At 58.4% G+C, this 16,254-nt stretch carries 17 protein-coding genes and 1 pseudogene; 12 read left to right on the top strand and 6 right to left on the bottom strand.

Going from position 1 to position 16,254, the window contains the following annotated elements; genetic code table 11:
- Nucleotides 1–269: 269 nt before the first annotated feature.
- The gene (locus tag AB4N44_RS10315; protein WP_007917843.1) at nucleotides 270–647 is read right to left on the bottom strand and encodes a hypothetical protein; all 378 of its coding nucleotides are present in this window, start codon (nucleotides 645–647) and stop codon (nucleotides 270–272) included.
- A 198-nt stretch (nucleotides 648–845) separates the two neighbouring features.
- On the opposite strand from AB4N44_RS10315, the gene AB4N44_RS10310 reads away from it, so the two are divergent.
- From AB4N44_RS10310 to def, 3 genes are all read left to right on the top strand, one after another.
- The gene (locus AB4N44_RS10310) at nucleotides 846–1,037 is read left to right on the top strand and encodes a CsbD family protein (RefSeq protein ID WP_008082339.1); all 192 of its coding nucleotides are present in this window, start codon (nucleotides 846–848) and stop codon (nucleotides 1,035–1,037) included.
- A gap of 164 nt (nucleotides 1,038–1,201) precedes the next feature.
- Nucleotides 1,202–2,152 (top strand): YihY/virulence factor BrkB family protein, encoded by a 951-nt coding sequence (locus AB4N44_RS10305; protein ID WP_127929484.1) that lies wholly within the window; start codon nucleotides 1,202–1,204, stop codon nucleotides 2,150–2,152.
- Between the two features lie 2 nt (nucleotides 2,153–2,154).
- Nucleotides 2,155–2,694: a peptide deformylase gene (def, locus tag AB4N44_RS10300; RefSeq protein ID WP_460109014.1), complete on the top strand. Its 540-nt coding sequence runs from the start codon at nucleotides 2,155–2,157 to the stop codon at nucleotides 2,692–2,694.
- A 128-nt stretch (nucleotides 2,695–2,822) separates the two neighbouring features.
- On the opposite strand, the gene AB4N44_RS10295 is transcribed toward def, so the two are convergent.
- Nucleotides 2,823–3,242 (bottom strand): GNAT family N-acetyltransferase, encoded by a 420-nt coding sequence (locus tag AB4N44_RS10295; RefSeq protein ID WP_460109016.1) that lies wholly within the window; start codon nucleotides 3,240–3,242, stop codon nucleotides 2,823–2,825.
- A 324-nt stretch (nucleotides 3,243–3,566) separates the two neighbouring features.
- Here AB4N44_RS10295 and AB4N44_RS10290 point away from each other — a divergent pair, with 324 nt between their 5' ends.
- The 6 genes and pseudogenes from AB4N44_RS10290 (at nucleotide 3,567) to AB4N44_RS10265 (ending at nucleotide 9,056) form a co-directional block, all read left to right on the top strand.
- Nucleotides 3,567–4,508: a fatty acid desaturase gene (locus tag AB4N44_RS10290; protein ID WP_460158210.1), complete on the top strand. Its 942-nt coding sequence runs from the start codon at nucleotides 3,567–3,569 to the stop codon at nucleotides 4,506–4,508.
- A gap of 141 nt (nucleotides 4,509–4,649) precedes the next feature.
- Nucleotides 4,650–5,441, top strand: coding sequence for a phosphate/phosphite/phosphonate ABC transporter substrate-binding protein (locus AB4N44_RS10285; protein ID WP_150750335.1), 792 nt, complete (start codon nucleotides 4,650–4,652; stop codon nucleotides 5,439–5,441).
- A 189-nt stretch (nucleotides 5,442–5,630) separates the two neighbouring features.
- Complete coding sequence (locus tag AB4N44_RS10280) at nucleotides 5,631–6,158, top strand: sigma-70 family RNA polymerase sigma factor (RefSeq protein ID WP_127929479.1); 528 nt, start codon at nucleotides 5,631–5,633, stop codon at nucleotides 6,156–6,158.
- Nucleotides 6,155–7,168: an ABC transporter substrate-binding protein gene (locus AB4N44_RS10275; protein WP_150750334.1), complete on the top strand. Its 1,014-nt coding sequence runs from the start codon at nucleotides 6,155–6,157 to the stop codon at nucleotides 7,166–7,168. The genes AB4N44_RS10280 and AB4N44_RS10275 overlap by 4 nt, the downstream gene beginning before the upstream one ends.
- Nucleotides 7,169–7,736: 568 nt before the next feature.
- Nucleotides 7,737–8,465, top strand: a pseudogene (locus AB4N44_RS10270) (PAS domain-containing protein); the annotation flags it as partial.
- Nucleotides 8,466–8,516: 51 nt separating this feature from the next.
- Nucleotides 8,517–9,056 carry a methyl-accepting chemotaxis protein gene (locus tag AB4N44_RS10265; RefSeq protein ID WP_223259141.1) on the top strand — a complete coding sequence of 180 codons (540 nt, stop codon included), beginning with the start codon at nucleotides 8,517–8,519 and terminating at the stop codon, nucleotides 9,054–9,056.
- Between the two features lie 136 nt (nucleotides 9,057–9,192).
- On the opposite strand, the gene AB4N44_RS10260 is transcribed toward AB4N44_RS10265, so the two are convergent.
- From AB4N44_RS10260 to AB4N44_RS10250, 3 genes are all read right to left on the bottom strand, one after another.
- On the bottom strand, nucleotides 9,193–9,738 hold the full coding sequence (locus tag AB4N44_RS10260; protein ID WP_127929476.1) for a hypothetical protein: 546 nt from the start codon (nucleotides 9,736–9,738) through the stop codon (nucleotides 9,193–9,195).
- 154 nt (nucleotides 9,739–9,892) lie between these two features.
- Entirely contained in the window at nucleotides 9,893–11,317 is a 1,425-nt protein-coding gene (locus AB4N44_RS10255) for an MFS transporter (RefSeq protein ID WP_460109018.1), read from the bottom strand.
- Nucleotides 11,318–11,442: 125 nt separating this feature from the next.
- The gene (locus AB4N44_RS10250; RefSeq protein WP_038362598.1) at nucleotides 11,443–11,883 is read right to left on the bottom strand and encodes a PACE efflux transporter; all 441 of its coding nucleotides are present in this window, start codon (nucleotides 11,881–11,883) and stop codon (nucleotides 11,443–11,445) included.
- Between the two features lie 122 nt (nucleotides 11,884–12,005).
- On the opposite strand from AB4N44_RS10250, the gene AB4N44_RS10245 reads away from it, so the two are divergent.
- A complete protein-coding gene (locus AB4N44_RS10245) occupies nucleotides 12,006–12,878 on the top strand; it encodes a LysR family transcriptional regulator (protein WP_150750332.1) in 873 nt (290 codons plus the stop codon).
- 141 nt (nucleotides 12,879–13,019) lie between these two features.
- On the opposite strand, the gene gntR is transcribed toward AB4N44_RS10245, so the two are convergent.
- Nucleotides 13,020–14,051: an HTH-type transcriptional regulator GntR gene (gene gntR, locus AB4N44_RS10240; protein WP_127929472.1), complete on the bottom strand. Its 1,032-nt coding sequence runs from the start codon at nucleotides 14,049–14,051 to the stop codon at nucleotides 13,020–13,022.
- Between the two features lie 215 nt (nucleotides 14,052–14,266).
- Between gntR and AB4N44_RS10235 the strand changes: the two genes are divergently transcribed.
- Both AB4N44_RS10235 and AB4N44_RS10230 read left to right on the top strand, forming a co-directional pair.
- Entirely contained in the window at nucleotides 14,267–14,800 is a 534-nt protein-coding gene (locus AB4N44_RS10235; protein WP_007917804.1) for a gluconokinase, read from the top strand.
- Nucleotides 14,801–14,882: 82 nt separating this feature from the next.
- Nucleotides 14,883–16,238 carry a GntP family permease gene (locus AB4N44_RS10230; protein WP_038362591.1) on the top strand — a complete coding sequence of 452 codons (1,356 nt, stop codon included), beginning with the start codon at nucleotides 14,883–14,885 and terminating at the stop codon, nucleotides 16,236–16,238.
- Nucleotides 16,239–16,254: the final 16 nt, after the last annotated feature.

Genomic DNA, 16,254 nt, shown 5'->3' with positions numbered 1-16,254 from the left:
CCCTCACCCCAACCCTCTCCCCCAGGGGGGCGAGGGGGAAGGGAGCCGATCGGGGGGCTGTTCAGAATCTGAGTTCAATTCAGGAATCTCAGGTCGGTGTATCTCGCCCGAATACCTCGGTCAGTTCCTTTTCCCAATGGGCGAGGAGGGGTGGGAGCCGATCGGATGCTGTTCAGAACCTGAGTTCGACTCGATATTTCAGGTCGGTGTAGCGTGTCCAGCCAACTCGGTCAGTCCCCTCTCCCTCTGGGAGAGGGTTAGGGTGAGGGCTATTGACGGAACGGCGCGAAATTCACGTTGGTCCCCGCCGGACGCATGTCCTGCAGATACGAATCCTTGTCCGCACTCAATTCCAGGCTCAATGCCGCTTTGCGCTTGCCTTCATTGCGAATCACCAGCCCTTCAAGCTTTTCACGCAGGAACACCGTCGGCACTTTCAGGTGCAGCAGTTCGTCAGTGGCCGGCGTGTGCATCAGCAAGTGAATCCACTCGTACTGACCGATGGCCAGACGCGACACCGGCAGGTCGAACCACCAGATGTTGCGGTTACGGTTCAGTTCGGCGAAGTGGCAGTTGTTGGTGCCGAGCACGGCACCGCCCAGTTCCTTGTTGCGTCGGGCGATGGCCTGCGTTTTATCGAGTTTCATAACATTCCTGCGGGATCGGTTCATTGGCGCACGGCGCCCATATGTTGCGCATTCTCGGGGCTTCGCACGCAAACATAAAGCCCAACCTGCACGCCACGACGAAATGAACCCCCGAAAATAAATGAAACTTGGCGCAAACCCGGCCAGTCAATCATTACGTACTGACTTTTCCCCCTAAATGCACCAAGGAGAAACACCATGAGTAGCACAGGCGATAAAGTAAAAGGCATGGCCAACGAAGCGGTCGGCAACGTCAAGCAAGGCGTCGGTAAAGCCACCGACAACACCAAGCTGCAAGCCGAAGGCAAGATTCAAGAGAAAAAAGGCGAAGCCCAGCAAGCGGTCGGCAAAGCCAAGGACGCGGTCAAAAAAGGCGTCGACAAGGCGTAATCCAGCCTTGAACGAAATACATGAACGGCCATCCAAGGATGGCCGTTTTTGTGTCAAAAACCTGCGGCAACCTCACTAGGTTAGCCAAACAGGCTACCGTGATGTAAAAAACGGCCCCTGAGTCGCCACGACTTCAACCTGTATTGCGGCGAAAGGAGACGCGAATGATATTTCCAGACATGAAAGGTCTGCCCCTGCATCGGGTGATGATGCGCACGGTCACTGAATTCGTGGACGACGAAATGTCGACCTACGCCTCGGCACTGGCTTACCAGATGCTGTTCTCGCTGTTCCCGTTCATTCTGTTTCTGATCGCCCTGATCGGTTTCCTGCACCTGCCGGACTTCTTCTCCTGGCTGCGCCTGCAATCGGAACTGGTCCTGCCGCCGCAGGCGCTGGAGCAGGTCAATCCGGTGATTGACCAGTTACAGCAGTCAAAGGGTGGCCTGCTTTCCGTCGGTATCGTGATCGCCCTGTACACCGCCTCCGCCGGTGTGCGCTTGATGATGAGCGCGATGAACGCCGCGTACGACGTGGTTGAAGGCCGGCCGATCTGGAAGCGTTTCCCACTGTCGATTTTCTACACCGTCGGCATCGCCGGCATGCTGCTGGTGGCCGCCGCGCTGATGGTGCTCGGGCCGCAGGTGATGGGCTGGATCGCCGCGCAGGTGGGACTGGAAGACTTCATCGTCACCGTGTGGACCATCGCGCGCTGGCCGGTGATCGTGATTCTGATGATGGTCGCCGTGGCACTGATCTACTACGTCATGCCGGACGTCAAACAGGAATTCCGTTTCATCACACCCGGTTCTGTGTTGGCCGTGGTGGTGTGGATCATCGCTTCGTTGGGGTTCGCCTTCTACGTAAAAACCTTCGCCAACTACAACGCGATGTATGGCAGCATCGGGGCGATCATCGTGCTGTTGCTGTACTTCTACATTTCCGCTGCGGTGCTGTTGCTCGGCGCCGAGATGAACGCGGTGATCGAGCACATGTCCAGCGAGGGCAAGGATGCGGGTGAGAAAGTCCCCGGCGAACTCGATGAACATCCCAAACAACACGTCTCGGGCCTGGGCCGCGATCATTCGCTCAAGCCGGACACTGACGAAGTCTGATCATGATCCGTGAAATTCTGAAAATGGGCGACGAGCGCCTGCTGCGCATCGCCCCGCCAGTGCCGGCCGAGATGTTCGACAGCCCCGAGCTGTGGCAACTGATCGACGATATGTTCCAGACCATGGAAAGCGTCGGCGGCGTTGGCCTGGCCGCGCCGCAGATCGGTGTCGATCTGCAATTGGTGATCTTTGGTTTCGAACACAGCGAACGTTACCCGGACGCTGAAGCCGTGCCGCAGACAATCCTGATCAATCCGCTGATCACGCCGCTGAGTCCGTTGACGGAAGAGGGCTTTGAAGGTTGTCTGTCGGTGCCCGGTTTGCGTGGTGCGGTGGAGCGTTATCAGCAGATTCGTTATGAAGGGTTTGATCCGAAGGGTGAGCCGATTGTCCGTATCGCGTCAGGTTTCCATGCACGCGTTGTGCAGCATGAATGCGATCACCTGATCGGCCGGTTGTACCCATCGCGCATCACCGACTTCACTAAGTTCGGTTATACCGAGGTGATGTTCCCGGATCTCGATCCCACCGCCGACGACTGATCCAAGACCCAGCACATACCCCTGTGGGAGCGAGCCTGCTCGCGAATGCGCAATATCAGTGACAGATCTGTGACTGGCACACCGCTTTCGCGAGCAGGCTCGCTCCCACAGGGGGGGCGCATTGCATATCAGGATTGAGCAGGAATCAGCTCCATCGCAATCATCGGCTTGCTCCGCGCATACCGGCTCAACCGCTCTGCCATCGCTTGCGGCAGCGCCGGATCGAACGTGAACCCGCGTCGCTCATAAAACTCACGCAAATCAGGATGACAGAACAGCCACACCGGCTCGCTCACATCCTGCACCGCTGCTGCGATCAACTGTGCGGCAACGCCCTGTTCACGACACCCCGGATCCACAAACAGCCCGGTCAACCATTGCCCGCCGGACACTGGCCGCAAGCACAACGCGCCCACAATCTCTCCCCGTCGCGCGACCCACAATTGCGCATCGCGAACAGCTTTCATCGATGATTGATGGCTGCGGTAAAACTTGTTCATCAACGGCCATAACGACTCGTCGAGCAGGCTGTATCGGGTGTCGGGCATGGGATCGGACTGTCGGTGGGCAAAGCGGCGATTATAAAAGAACGCACGGCTCTGGATAGGTGTATACCTGACCTCACATCCCCTGTGAGTGGAGTACGCATCATGTCCAAAGGTATGGATTCAAAGAAAGCCGCGAAGAAGAAACCGGCCAAGACCGCGATTGAAAAACGCGCAGAGAAGAAAGCCAAGAAAGTCGACATATTCGGCCATTGATCACGTCTTTCCGGAGCCCGGTTCTCGGGCTCCTGCCTAACCCGAAAATAATCTGCAAGATTGCGCCGCGTCGTTGCACAGAAGGGAAAGAATCCCGTTTTGAGCAACGCCATGTCCCATTACTTCGACGCCGCCCATCGCCAGCAGATCGAAACCCTGCGCCAACGCTTCACCGCCCGCACCGAATGGCCGACCTGGCTGTTGCTGATCGGCGTCTATGGCGGCTGGTTTGCCATTGTGCTCAATAGTCAGTGGCTCGGTCGTGGTTTGAGCACGTTGCTGATGATCCCGCTTCTGGTGCTGTGGTTATCGGTACAGCACGAATTGCTCCACGGGCATCCGACCCGCTGGACCTTGCTCAACAAAATCCTCGGCTACGCGCCATTCGCGGTGTGGTATCCGTACACGCTGTATCGCGACAGCCATTTGTTGCATCACCGCGATGAGGATCTGACTGTGCCCGGCGTCGATCCGGAGAGCCGTTACCTGACCCGCGCTGGCTGGCAGCGCAGTTCGTTGTTCGAACGCAGCCTGCACTGGTTGAACAAAACCGTGCTCGGCCGTTTCGCAACGGGCGCCCCCCTGGCGTTGTTGGCGCTCGCTGGCGAAGAACTGCGGCGGCTGAAGAATGGCGAACGCCAGGCGTGGCTGATGTGGCTGACCCACGGCGCGTTTACCCTGCTGATGCTGGGGTTCGTCGCTCGATACAGCGTGCTGCCGGTCTGGCATTACCTGTTGCTGATCAGCGTGCCGGCGCTGTCGATCGCGATGATCCGCTCCTACTATGAACACCGCCCGCATGCGCAACCGGAACAGCGCACGGTGCTCAATGAGGCCGGTTGGCCATGGCGCTGGTTGTTCCTTAATCTGAATTTTCATCTGGTGCATCACGACTTGCCGAAGCTTGCGTGGTACGACTTGCCGACGGTTTACCGGATGCATCGCGAGCAGTGGATCGCGCGCAGTGGCGGGTTTCTGGTGCGCGGGTATGGCGAGTTCTGGCGGCGCAATGTCTTTAGGCCGATCGACAGTCCCGAGCATCCGTTCCACTGACCCAAGAACACCACAAAACCCTGTAGGAGCGAGCCTGCTCGCGAAGGCGTCGTGTCAGTTGATGAATCTGTTGTCTGACCCAGCGCTTTCGCGAGCAGGCTCGCTCCCACATTGGATATTTGTAACTCGGGAAAAATGTGTATGACCCAACACCACACCGAACTCCTGATGTACGTCGCCCCCGAGCCCATCCGCGCGGCGAATGAGCGCTGGATTGCGCGCATTCTCGAGCAACTTGGCCACACCCGCCTGAGTGCTGAAGGCCTGTCATTGCCCGAACTCTGGTTATCCCCCGATCTGCTGCTCACGCAAACCTGCGGCTACCCGCTGATGACCGCTTTGCGCGGACAAGTGCGGATCGTCGGACGTCCTCGCTACGAACTGCCTGACGCCAGCGCCGGCAATCATTGCAGCCTGATCCTCGGCCGCGCTGATGACCCACGCAAAACCCTGACGGATTTTCACAACAGTCGGGGGGTGATCAATAGTGAGGACTCCAACAGCGGCATGAACCTGTTGCGTCAGCGCTTGGCGCCGCTGAATCAGGACGGACAATTTTTCGCCTCGGTCGGCATCAGCGGCGGCCATCGAGAGAGCCTGCGCTGGTTGCGCGAACACCGTGCCGATCTGGCCGCCATCGACAGCGTCACCTACGCCTATCTGGCGCAACATGCGCCGCAAGAAGTCAGTGCCTTGCAGGTGATTGCGCGCAGTGCGTGGAGTCCGACCTTGCCGTTCATTACGGTAGGTAGCGCTACGGATGAGCAGATCGAGCAGCTCCGACAGGTAATGAATGAAACCTTGCGCGAACTCCCTGATGTCGCACAGACCTTGGGATTGCCTGAGGTGGTTGCGGCCAGTGAGCGCGATTATCAAATCCTGCTCGACTATCAGCGTGAGGCTGAAGGACTTGGCTATGGCCGCTTGCGCTAAAGATCGCAGCCTTCGGCAGCTGCTACAGGAGATCGGTGCAGGAGCTGCCGAAGGCTGCGATCTTTTGATTTTTTAGTTTTAAATGGAATATAAAGATTCGTTTTAAGTATTTTAAACGAATAAGGCGCCTTGCTACGATCGCGCCACCGGAACACCGGACATTCAGCGACCCCTAACCCAGGAGCCCCTATGTCCGGCGCCGCCATTTCCCATCGTCACACCGTGGACGACCTGTTCCGCGCTCACTATCGCTGGCTCTGTGCCTATCTGCGCCGTCATCTGCATGACGCCGCCAGTATTGAAGATATTGCTTCCGAGACCTTCGTGCAGTTACTTGAAGCACCGACGCTGCGGGCCATTCGCGAACCCCGCGCGTTGCTGACGACCGTCGCCCAACGCCTGCTTTATCAGCGCTGGCGACGCGCAGATCTGGAGCGCGGATATCGCCAGCAGATCGATGTCGATTACGCCGCATCGGCTGAAGAAATCGTCCAGCTATCGCAAACCCTCAACCGCCTCGATCACAGCTTGCAACGCTTGCCCGGCAAGGTTCGCACAGCGTTTCTGCTCGCCCGCATCGACGGCCTGACCTACCCGCAAATTGCTGCCGAGCTGGGCATCTCCCAGCGTTCGGTCAGCGAGTACATGAGCCGTTCCCAAGCGCTATGCGATCGCCATAGCGCCAACCAATTTCTGGAAGACAAGAGGTCTGCATGAGATCGATCAAAACCCTGCTCGGCACGTCGCTGCTGGCCCTCAGCCTTAGCGTCGGCGCTGTCTCGGCGGCGGAGAAAACCGCGCCGATTCACTTCGGTGACATCACTTGGGAAAGCGGCAGTTTCATCACCGAAGTGCTGCGCCTGATCGTTGAGAAAGGCTACGGTTACCCGACCGACACCTTGCCCGGCAGCACGGTCAGCCTGGAGGCCGCGCTGGCGAAAAATGACATTCAGGTGATCGGCGAGGAATGGGCCGGGCGCAGTCCGGCGTGGGTCAAGGCGGCCGCCGAGGGCAAGGTATTTGGTTTGGGAGATACGGTAAAAGGCGCGACTGAAGGCTGGTGGGTGCCGGAGTATGTGATCAAGGGCGACCCTGAACGCGGCATCAAAGCGTTGGCACCCGAGTTGAAATCGGTGGCCGATCTGCCGCGCTACAAAGACGTGTTCCGCGACCCGGAAGATCCGACTCGCGGGCGTTTCCTCAACAGCCCGACCGGTTGGACTTCGGAGATCGTCAACAGTCAGAAGCTCAAGGCCTATGCGCTGAACGACAGCTTCGTGAATTTCCGCACCGGTTCCGGCGCGGCACTGGATGCCGAGGTGGCATCGTCGATCAAGCGGGGCAAACCGGTGCTGTTCTACTACTGGTCACCGACACCGCTGCTCGGTCGGTTCAAACTGGTAAAACTGGAAGAACCGCCGTTCGATGCCGAAGCCTGGAAGACCCTGGCCGATGCCAACAATCCCAACCCCAAGGGCACCCGTTCGATGCCGGCAAGCCTGGCGATTGGCGTGTCGGCGCCGTTCAAGGCGCAGTATCCGGAGTTGGTGGCGTTCTTCGAGAAAGTCGATTTGCCGATTGATCTGTTGAACCAGACTTTGGCGGGGATGAGTGAAAAACGTTTGCAGCCGAGGTTGGTGGCGGAAGCGTTTTTGCGTGATCAGCCGCAGGTCTGGAAGCCTTGGGTGCCTGTTGAGGTGGCGACCAAGGTGAGCGGAAGTCTGTAAGTCGTTTCTGTTGTTTTTGTAGTGCTTCTTATGGCGCCTTCGCGAGCAGGCTCGCTCCCACATTTTGGAATGCGTTGCTCCTGTGGGAGCGAGCTTGCTCGCGAAAGCGTCTGCCCCGCCAACAATTCTCCTCGCGCTGAACCGTTTCTTGTGCAAAAAGTGCCAGATACTGGCCGACTAGTGGCCTTGCGCAAGGCTTGCCGCTGGCTATGCTTCTCGTAACTAACTATGTCGACCGTCATGTCAAAACATGGCTGATGCACAGGGTTGGTCCGTGAATTCATGCTGCCAGAGTGCGCAACCCGAGGCACCGACACTGAACCAACAAGGAGCGTCGCTTACATGGAAGTTCTTCAACGCGTTAGGGCTGGCCCGCGTGCGGGCTATCAAGAGAAGGATGTCTTGATTAGAGCGTCGCTGCATGGACGCTCCGATTGATCATCATTTATCACCTGACAACTTCCTCCCGTGGAGGAATGCGTGTGCCTGTTCTGTGGAACGTAGTGGTGGATTCTGAAAGACCTGAACTTTCATCAAATCAAAAGAACGCGCGGAAGGTGATACAACCATGTTCAACCTACATCACAAGGCTGACCTGCAGGAAATCGAGCGCTTCAGCTGCGCCTTGACCGAGGCCAACGCCAAGCTGGAAGCGATCAGCCGTTCGATGGCCATGATCGAGTTCAGCCCTGACGGCATCGTTATCGATGCCAATGAAAACTTCTGCAAGACCATGGGCTACAGCGCCGATGAAGTGCGTGGCAAACATCACCGGGTGTTCTGTGAAGAGGTGTTCTACCGCAGTGAGGAATACGCAAAGCTGTGGCGTGACCTGGCCCGTGGTGAACCGATCAGCGGGACTTTTCTGCGTTTGAACAAGGCCGGCAGGGAAGTCTGGCTCGAAGCCAGTTACATGCCGGTGTATGGCCCGGACAAGCAAGTCAGAAGTGTGATCAAAGTGGCGGCGGACATCACCGCGCGGATCAACAAGGAACACGAAGAAGAAAGCATGCTGGCGGCGATTGGTCGCTCCATGGCGGTGATCGAGTTCACTCCGGAAGGCAATGTCATCACCGCCAACGACAACTTCCTCAAGACCATGCAGTACTCGCTCAACGAAATCATCGGCCATCACCACAGCATGTTCTGTCATCGCAGTGAAGCGGAATCCTCGCAGTACAAGGCATTCTGGGCTTCGCTCAACCGCGGCGAATATCACTCACATCGTTTCGAGCGCAAGAACAAGTCCGGGCACATGGTCTATCTGGAAGCCTCGTATAACCCATTGTTCGACGCCAAGGGCCGCCTGTACAAAGTGGTCAAGTTCGCCAGCGACATCACCCATCAGATGACCACTTTGCAGAACGCTGCCGAGTCGGCCCACAGCACCTCGGTACAAAACGATGCCTGCGCGCAAAAAGGCTCACAAGTCGTGCAGCAAACCGTGCAGATCATTCAGGACATCTCCCGCGACCTCAACGAAGCTGCCGTCAGCATCGATGCGGTGAGCAAGCAATCGGACATCATCGGCACCATCGTTCAGACCATTCGCGGGATTGCCGACCAGACCAACCTGCTGGCGCTCAACGCTGCGATTGAAGCGGCGCGGGCCGGGGAGCACGGGCGCGGATTTGCGGTAGTGGCGGATGAGGTGCGTAGCCTCGCGGCGCGGACCAGTCAGGCGACCCTGGAAATTGTCGACGTGGTGCGCAAGAACCATGACCTGTCGCTGAGTGCGGTGTCGAGTATGCAGTCGAGCCTAAGTCGTACCGGGCTTGGCGTGGAGCTGGCGAACGAGGCGGGGGAGGTGATTCTGGAGATTCAGCAGGGATCGCGGCATGTGGTGGACGCGATCAGTCAGTTCAATGAGACCCTGCAACTGAACTGATCTTTCCTGAACACACAAAAAACTGTGGGAGCGAGCCTGCTCGCGAAGGCGGCGCAACATTCAACATCTAAGTTGATTGGTTCACCGCCTTCGCGAGCAAGCTCGCTCCCACATTTGATTTCAGGCGACCTGGAGATCACAGCGCTGCGAGAAACTTGTCCGCCTGCTTGTCGCTGTCCTTCACATCGTTGTCTTTTTCTGCCTGCGCCAACTTCATCTTGTCCTGCAAGCGTTCGGCGATCTCTTTGCCGATGGCCAGTTGTTTCTCCGGCGGCATGGCTTTGATGTCGTCTTCGGTCAGCCCCATGGACTGCAGGATACTGTCGCGCAGACGCTGTTCCGGCGTCTTGCTCATGTAGTCCTTGAACTCGTCGGTGGCAGTTTTTGCCGAGGCGCTGGTGGCGTCGGTCGATTGCAGGTTCACGCGGGTCTTGGCGAACGCTTCGTCGACGTTATCGCTGATGCGTGTGGCTTCGCTGACTTGCTGGGTGGCGATCTGCGTGGCCGAGTCCTGCACCTTGGCGGTGGCTTCGGCGGTTTGCGCCTGGGTCTGGTTTTGCAGGGTCTGCAGCATGGCGCCGTGCAGGCCACCCTGCAGACCGGCGGCAGCGGTGGATGTCGCATCGTCATTCAGCGCTTTGGGCAGGTGAATGATTTGCTGTTGTTTGGCACTGATCAACATGATGAGTGGACCTGTAGGTAATTGCTGACTCGTGTACCAGAGCAATTACCGTGCCTTCTGAATAAATTCTTTTATTTCAGCAAGTTGATCATCCGTCAAGTGTTCGCAGCGGTCATCCCTTGCCGATAAACGGCAGAGGATGACCGTTGTTCCATCAGCGATGAGCGATGTTTTCCAGCGCCAGATTGCGCGTGCGTGGGCCGAACCGGCCGATGGTCAGCATCACGATCAGCATACTGCTGACGATGAATGCCAACACCCCGGGTGTGCCGAAGTTGTCGAGAAACAGACCGATCAACAAGCTGCTGAACACCGTCGACAAACGACTGAACGAATAGCAGAAGCCCACCGCCCGGGCGCGAATATTGGTCGGGAACAGTTCGCTCTGGTACGAGTGATAACTGAAGCTCAGCCAGGCGTTGCAGAAAGTGATCATCACTCCGCAGAAGATCAGCCCGAACGCACTGGTTTGCAGGGCGAACAACGTGCCGAAGGTCATCGCGCCGAGGGCCGAGCCGACGATTTGCCATTTGTTCTCGAAACGGTTGGCGAACTTGACGAACAGCAACGGCCCGAGCGGGTAGGCGAGGGTGATGATGAACGCATACATCAAACTGTGGGTGACGCTGACGCCCTGGCCGGAGAGTAACGCCGGCAACCAGTTGCCGAAACCGAAGAACCCGATGGCCTGGAAGATGTGGAAAACGATCAGCATCAATGCGCGACGACGATACGGTGGCTGCCAGATATCAGCAAAACGGCCCTTGCCTTCGACGTCGACGGGTACAGTTTCCGGCGTATCCAACGGTTTACCGTGATCCTTCTCGCAGCGCGCTTCGATGCCATCGAGAATCCGGTTGGCTTCATCAAAGCGGCCATGCTGCGCCAACCAGCGCGGCGACTCCGGCAGGCGTTTGCGCAACCACCAGATGAACAGCGCAAACACCGCGCTGGCCAACACCACCCAGCGCCAGCCGGACACGCCGAATGGCGCTTGCGGCACCAGCCACCACGACATCAGCGCCACTGCCGGCACCGAGAGGAACTGTATGAAAAACGCGAAGGCAAAGGCCGAGCTGCGCATGCGTTTGGGCACCAGTTCCGAGAGGTAGGCGTCGATAGTCACCAGTTCGATACCCAAGCCGATGCCGACCAGAAAGCGCATGCAGATGATGCCCAGCGCCGAGCTCTGAATACCCATCAACACCGTTGCCACCGTGTACCAGACCAGCGCGAAGGTGAAGATCGCGCGGCGGCCGAATCGGTCTGCCAAAGGGCTGAGCAGGCTGGCGCCGAGGAACAGGCCGAGGAATGTCGCCGAAGCAAACGCCGCTTGATCGGAGAAGCCGAACACGCCCTGATTGCCGGTGGCGAAGATGCCGTCGCGGATCAGACCGGGGCTGATGTAGGCGGTCTGGAACAGATCGTAGAGTTCGAAAAATCCACCGATCGACAGCAGCGCCACCAGCCGCCAGATCGTCGCGACCGCCGGAAGACGATCAATGCGGGCGGACACCTGAGCGGCGCGTATCGGGTCGATGCCGTCGCTTTGCGCGGCGGCGGGGGCGTGAGCAGTCATGGGCTGATCCATTTTTTATTGATGGAAAAGCTTAGCCTGCTATCGGAGTTAACGGATTGTGAATATCGGCGGTTTAACCGGCTAAACCGCTGATTTCTCGCAATATCTGCTTACCAATTAACGATTTATGCCGCAGCCGCCGAATCTGGCAACGCCGAGGCCGGCAGTCCGAAGATCCGGTCGAACAGCCAGTTGAAGGCAAACGTGTAGCACGGGATGAAAATGATCAGCGCCAGATCCAGGAGGAAGGCTTGTACCAGACTGATGTTCATCCACCACGCGATCAACGGAATCAGGAACACGATCAGCGTCAGTTGGAAGCCGACGGCGTGGGCGATGCGTCGTTTAACTGTGCGAGTACGTGAAATCTGGCGGCTTTCCCAGTGCTCGAACAACGAGGTGTAAATGAAGTTCCAGGTCACGGCGATGGTGGTGATGATCACTGCCAGCGGCCCGGTGCTGCCCGGGGAGGTGCCGGACAACAGCGCCAGACCGAGGGCGGAGAAGGTCATGCCGATCACTTCGTAGAGCGATACATAGACCAGTTTGCGTTTGACGCCTTGCATGGGGGTTTGCCTCTTTCTTGCCGTTTGTTGGCCAGTGGGACTGGCGAAGACGGCGAAAGATAGCTTCAATGGGGCTGACAGAAAAAGTCAGCTACTTTCAGTTCTATTGATAGGTGTTCAGGGTGAATTTCAACAGCGACAGCATCGAGCTGTTTCTTGCGGTGATCGAGCGCGGCTCGTTTTCGGCGGCGGCTCGAGCGTTAGGTCGGGTGCCTTCCGCCGTCAGCATGGGTATTGGCAACCTCGAGGCCGAGCTCGGTTATCTGCTGTTCGACCGCAGCCATCGCGAACCGCAGCCCACGGCGATGGCGTTGTCGCTGGTACCCCATGCGCGGCTTATTGCCGAGCAGCTCAAGCAGTTGCAAGTGCATGCGGTGGAACTGTCGTTGGGACTGGAGAGCAAGTTGTCGATCGGCGTGGTCGCGGACATCGACCGGCGGCGTTTGCTGGCGGCGATCAAGGTGATCGCCGAGCGTCATCCGCTGCTCGATATCGAAGTGCTCACCGCGCCGCAAGATGACGTGCTGGCGATGCTGCACAGTGGCCGGGTCAGCGTGTGCCTGGCGTTCGCCGGGCTGAGCATGAATGTGCTGGAGCGTTTTCAGTTCGTCGGCAGCGAACGGATGATCGCTACGCTGGCGGCGGACAGTCCGCAGTTACAGGGGCAGGATGTGTTTCTCGAGGATCTGGTGCATGTGCGGCAGATCATCGTCGCCAGCCGCGACTTGCCGATCAGTGAGACGCGGCCGTTGGTGGCAGAGTCGTATTGGCGCACCGACAGTCTTGAGACGGCAATGGAAATGGTCGAGGCGGGATTGGGTTGGGGCAATTTTCCGCTGTCGGTGGTGCAGTCGCGGCTGGACAGCGGACGGCTGAAACGGCTGAATTTCCGCAACATCGAAAATGGTTTGGTGATGCCGGTGCACGCGGTGTGGCTCAAGAGCCAGCCATTGCAGAAGGGCGCGCATGCCCTCGTCGAATTGTTGGGCGGTTGATCGTTCCCACGCTCTGCGTGGGAATGCAGCCCGGGACGCTCTGCGTCCCATCAAAAGCCGAACGCGGAGCGTCCGTTGAGGCATTCCCACGCAGAGCGTGGGAACGATCAGTGAAGCCAGCTCCCACAGGGATTTCAGGGGTTATGTGCTTTCACGAATCTTCAGTTCGAAGCCCATGTCTTCCACCGGGCGCGCCACGCTGTTACCGGCCATCAACGTCAACATCTGCTCCGCCGCCCGCCGGCCAATTGCTTCACGCGGGGTGTTGATGCTGCTCAGGCGCGGCACCATGTGCTCGGACATCGGCAAGTCGTTAAAACCGAGAATCGCCACCTGCTCGGGAATCTTGATGCCGTGGCGCAGTGCTTCCAGCAACGCTCCCTGCGCCAAATCGTCGTTACCAAAGAAGATCGCATCAACATCCGGATGCGCCGCGAGCAATTGCATAAACAGTTCCCCGCCCAAGCCCACCGATGAAGAGCGCGGCGTCAGCACTTCCAGATCCGGGTCATAACGCCCGGCCTTCTGCAGCGCTTTGCGAAAACCTTCACCACGCAACAAGGTGCGCTGATCGAGCTGTGCGCCAATGTAAGCCAGACGCTTGCGTCCACGTGAGAGCAAATGCTCAGCCGCCGTTTCACCGGCACTGAGCTGCGAGAAGCCGACGCAATTCACCCCGGCGGCGCTGTCCAGTTCCATCATGTACACGCAGGGAATGTTGCTCGCCTCGATCATCCGCCGCGAACTTTCCGTGCGGTCAAACCCGGTCAGCAAAAATCCACGCGGCTGATAGGCCATGTAGTTGCGCAGCAGGTTTTCTTCTTCATCGCGCGAGTAGTGGAAGTTGCCGATCAGCACTTCGAAGCCTTTGGGCGTGAGCACCCGATGAATGGCTTCCAGCGTATCGATGAACAGCAAGTTGGATAACGAGGGCACCAGAACCACCACCGAATGGCTCTGCGCCGAGGCCAACGCGCGGGCAGCGGGGTTCACGACATAGTTGAGCTCGAGGGCGGCTTTCTGCACTTTTTCCACCAGTTCGGTGGCGACCGTGCTGACCCCACGCAAGGCGCGAGAAGCGGTAATCGGGCTGACACCGGCCAGGCGGGCAACTTCATTCAGGGTAGGACGGCCGGTGGTGCGGGTATTTTTATCGTTTTTAGGGGTGGTCATCGACGGCTTGCCAAACAAAAATCAAGGCACTAAGGTAGCGCTGTCCTGATGCAGCTGTAAATGCGTAAGCGAGGTCCTGCCTGATCTTCGCTTTTTGGTGTTGGGAACAAACCTGCTGCAACCCAAAAAAACGACAAGAAGGCGTCGGCAACTTCTGCCTGTGCACTAGAGTCATAGCTAGCAAAGGTAGCGCTGTCTGCGCGCTGAGGTGTTATATGAGTCATCCCATCACCGCCCTGGTCATCATGGGCGTTGCCGGTTGCGGCAAGACGTGCGTCAGCGAGGCCTTGTGCCAATTGAGCGGCGCCACTGCCATTGAAGGCGATACTTTCCATCCGGCCGCGAACATCGAAAAGATGAGCGCGGGGATCCCCCTGAACGACGACGACCGTGCCGGCTGGCTCGACAGCCTGTGCGATGAACTGCGTCGCGTTGATGCATCGGGCAAACGTCCGGTGCTGACCTGCTCGGCCCTTAAACACAGTTATCGCGAAGTGTTGCGCAGTGCCTTGCCGGGCCTGGGCTTCGTGTTTCTTGAATTGACCCCTGAAGTTGCCGCTGAGCGTGTGTCCCATCGTCCGGGCCACTTCATGCCGGCCACGCTGATCGAAAGCCAGTTCGCCACCCTCGAATCGCCCAAGGGCGAGCCGTTGACCTTGGCCCTGAATGCTTCGATCCACAGCGTTGAAGAACTGGCGTCCCAGGCTCATGTCTGGTGGCAGGCCCACGGTCTGAAGCAGGCGGTATGAGTGTGTTGAAAGAGATAGCGCTGTCCTCCCGACTTCTGTTTAACCCGCTTTAATAACAACAACAATCCAGGAGACACCCCCAATGTTTGGCATGTCCCATGAGACGTTCCTGCTGCTCGATGCAGTGGTCACGGTAATCGGCCTGATTATCCTGATCACCAAATTCAAGATTCACCCGTTCATTTCCCTGACCATCGCCGCCGCGTTCCTCGGCCTGACGTCGGGCATGCCGATCGGCACCATCATCAAGGCGTTCCAGGACGGCTTCGGTGGCGTGCTCGGTTTCGTCGGCATCATCCTTGCGCTGGGCACCATGCTCGGCAAAATGATGGCCGAATCGGGCGGGGCGGATCAGATCGCCCAGACCCTGATCCGGGCGTTCGGTAAAGACAAAGTCCAGTGGGCGATGATGTTCGCCGCGTTCCTGGTGGGCATTCCGCTGTTCTTCGAAATCGGCTTCGTATTGCTGATTCCGCTGGTGTTCATCGTTGCGCGCCGCACTGGCGTGTCGATCATCAAGATCGGTATCCCGCTGCTCGCCGGCCTGTCCGCGGTGCACGGTCTGGTGCCACCGCACCCGGGTCCGCTGCTGGCCATCGGTGTGTTCGGCGCTGACATCGGCAAGACCATTCTTTATGGTCTGATCGTTGCGCTGCCGACCGCGATCATCGCCGGCCCGATTTTCGGTACGTTCATCGCCAAGCACATTCCGGGTCACCCGAATCAGGAACTGGTCGATCAACTGGCCCGTGAAAACGACGACTCGACCACGCTGCCGAGCTTCAGCATCACCCTGATCACTGTGCTGCTGCCGGTGTTCCTGATGCTGCTGAAAACCTTCGCTGACGTGGCGCTGCCGGACGGTCACTTCTTCCGTACCTGGATGGACATGATCGGCCACCCGATCTCGGCGCTGCTGCTGGCGTTGCTGCTGTCGCTGTACACCTTCGGGCACAAGCAGGGCATCGGATCCCAGCAGATGCTCAAGTGGCTCGACGCGAGTCTGGCGCCAACCGCCGCGATCATCCTGATCATCGGTGCTGGCGGTGGCTTCAAGCAGATGCTGGTCACCAGCGGTGTGGGCGACGTGATCGGCCACATGGCGGTCAGCGCACAGATTTCGCCGATCCTGTTGGCGTGGCTGGTTGCGGCGGTGATTCGTATCGCGACCGGTTCGGCGACTGTGGCAACCATTACCGGCGCGGGCATTGTGGTGCCGGTGGTGGGGATGATTCCGGGTGTGAACCGTGAGCTGCTGGTGCTGGCTACCGGTGCCGGTTCGTTGATCCTGTCCCACGTGAACGACGCGGGTTTCTGGCTGGTGAAGCAATACTTCAACATGACCGTGGCCGAGACGTTCAAGACCTGGACAGCGATGGAAACCATCCTCTCCATCGTCGCGTTGGGCTTTATCCTGCTGTTGTCGCTGTTCGTGTAAGCGCTTCTTGCAGACA

It is taken from the genome of Pseudomonas sp. S3_C06, assembly GCF_054667675.1.
This window is presented reverse-complemented; position numbering and strand designations above follow the sequence as displayed.

Excerpts from the sequence above, each read along its gene's own strand:
- AB4N44_RS10315 (WP_007917843.1), bottom strand. The coding sequence starts at position 647 with ATGAAACTCGATAAAACGCAGGCCATCGCCCGACGCAACAAGGAACTG.
- AB4N44_RS10310 (WP_008082339.1), top strand. The coding sequence starts at position 846 with ATGAGTAGCACAGGCGATAAAGTAAAAGGCATGGCCAACGAAGCGGTC.
- AB4N44_RS10305 (WP_127929484.1), top strand. The coding sequence starts at position 1,202 with ATGATATTTCCAGACATGAAAGGTCTGCCCCTGCATCGGGTGATGATG.
- def (WP_460109014.1), top strand. The coding sequence starts at position 2,155 with ATGATCCGTGAAATTCTGAAAATGGGCGACGAGCGCCTGCTGCGCATC.
- AB4N44_RS10295 (WP_460109016.1), bottom strand. The coding sequence starts at position 3,242 with ATGCCCGACACCCGATACAGCCTGCTCGACGAGTCGTTATGGCCGTTG.
- AB4N44_RS10290 (WP_460158210.1), top strand. The coding sequence starts at position 3,567 with ATGTCCCATTACTTCGACGCCGCCCATCGCCAGCAGATCGAAACCCTG.
- AB4N44_RS10285 (WP_150750335.1), top strand. The coding sequence starts at position 4,650 with ATGACCCAACACCACACCGAACTCCTGATGTACGTCGCCCCCGAGCCC.
- AB4N44_RS10280 (WP_127929479.1), top strand. The coding sequence starts at position 5,631 with ATGTCCGGCGCCGCCATTTCCCATCGTCACACCGTGGACGACCTGTTC.
- AB4N44_RS10275 (WP_150750334.1), top strand. The coding sequence starts at position 6,155 with ATGAGATCGATCAAAACCCTGCTCGGCACGTCGCTGCTGGCCCTCAGC.
- AB4N44_RS10265 (WP_223259141.1), top strand. The coding sequence starts at position 8,517 with ATGACCACTTTGCAGAACGCTGCCGAGTCGGCCCACAGCACCTCGGTA.
- AB4N44_RS10260 (WP_127929476.1), bottom strand. The coding sequence starts at position 9,738 with ATGTTGATCAGTGCCAAACAACAGCAAATCATTCACCTGCCCAAAGCG.
- AB4N44_RS10255 (WP_460109018.1), bottom strand. The coding sequence starts at position 11,317 with ATGACTGCTCACGCCCCCGCCGCCGCGCAAAGCGACGGCATCGACCCG.
- AB4N44_RS10250 (WP_038362598.1), bottom strand. The coding sequence starts at position 11,883 with ATGCAAGGCGTCAAACGCAAACTGGTCTATGTATCGCTCTACGAAGTG.
- gntR (WP_127929472.1), bottom strand. The coding sequence starts at position 14,051 with ATGACCACCCCTAAAAACGATAAAAATACCCGCACCACCGGCCGTCCT.
- AB4N44_RS10235 (WP_007917804.1), top strand. The coding sequence starts at position 14,267 with ATGAGTCATCCCATCACCGCCCTGGTCATCATGGGCGTTGCCGGTTGC.
- AB4N44_RS10230 (WP_038362591.1), top strand. The coding sequence starts at position 14,883 with ATGTTTGGCATGTCCCATGAGACGTTCCTGCTGCTCGATGCAGTGGTC.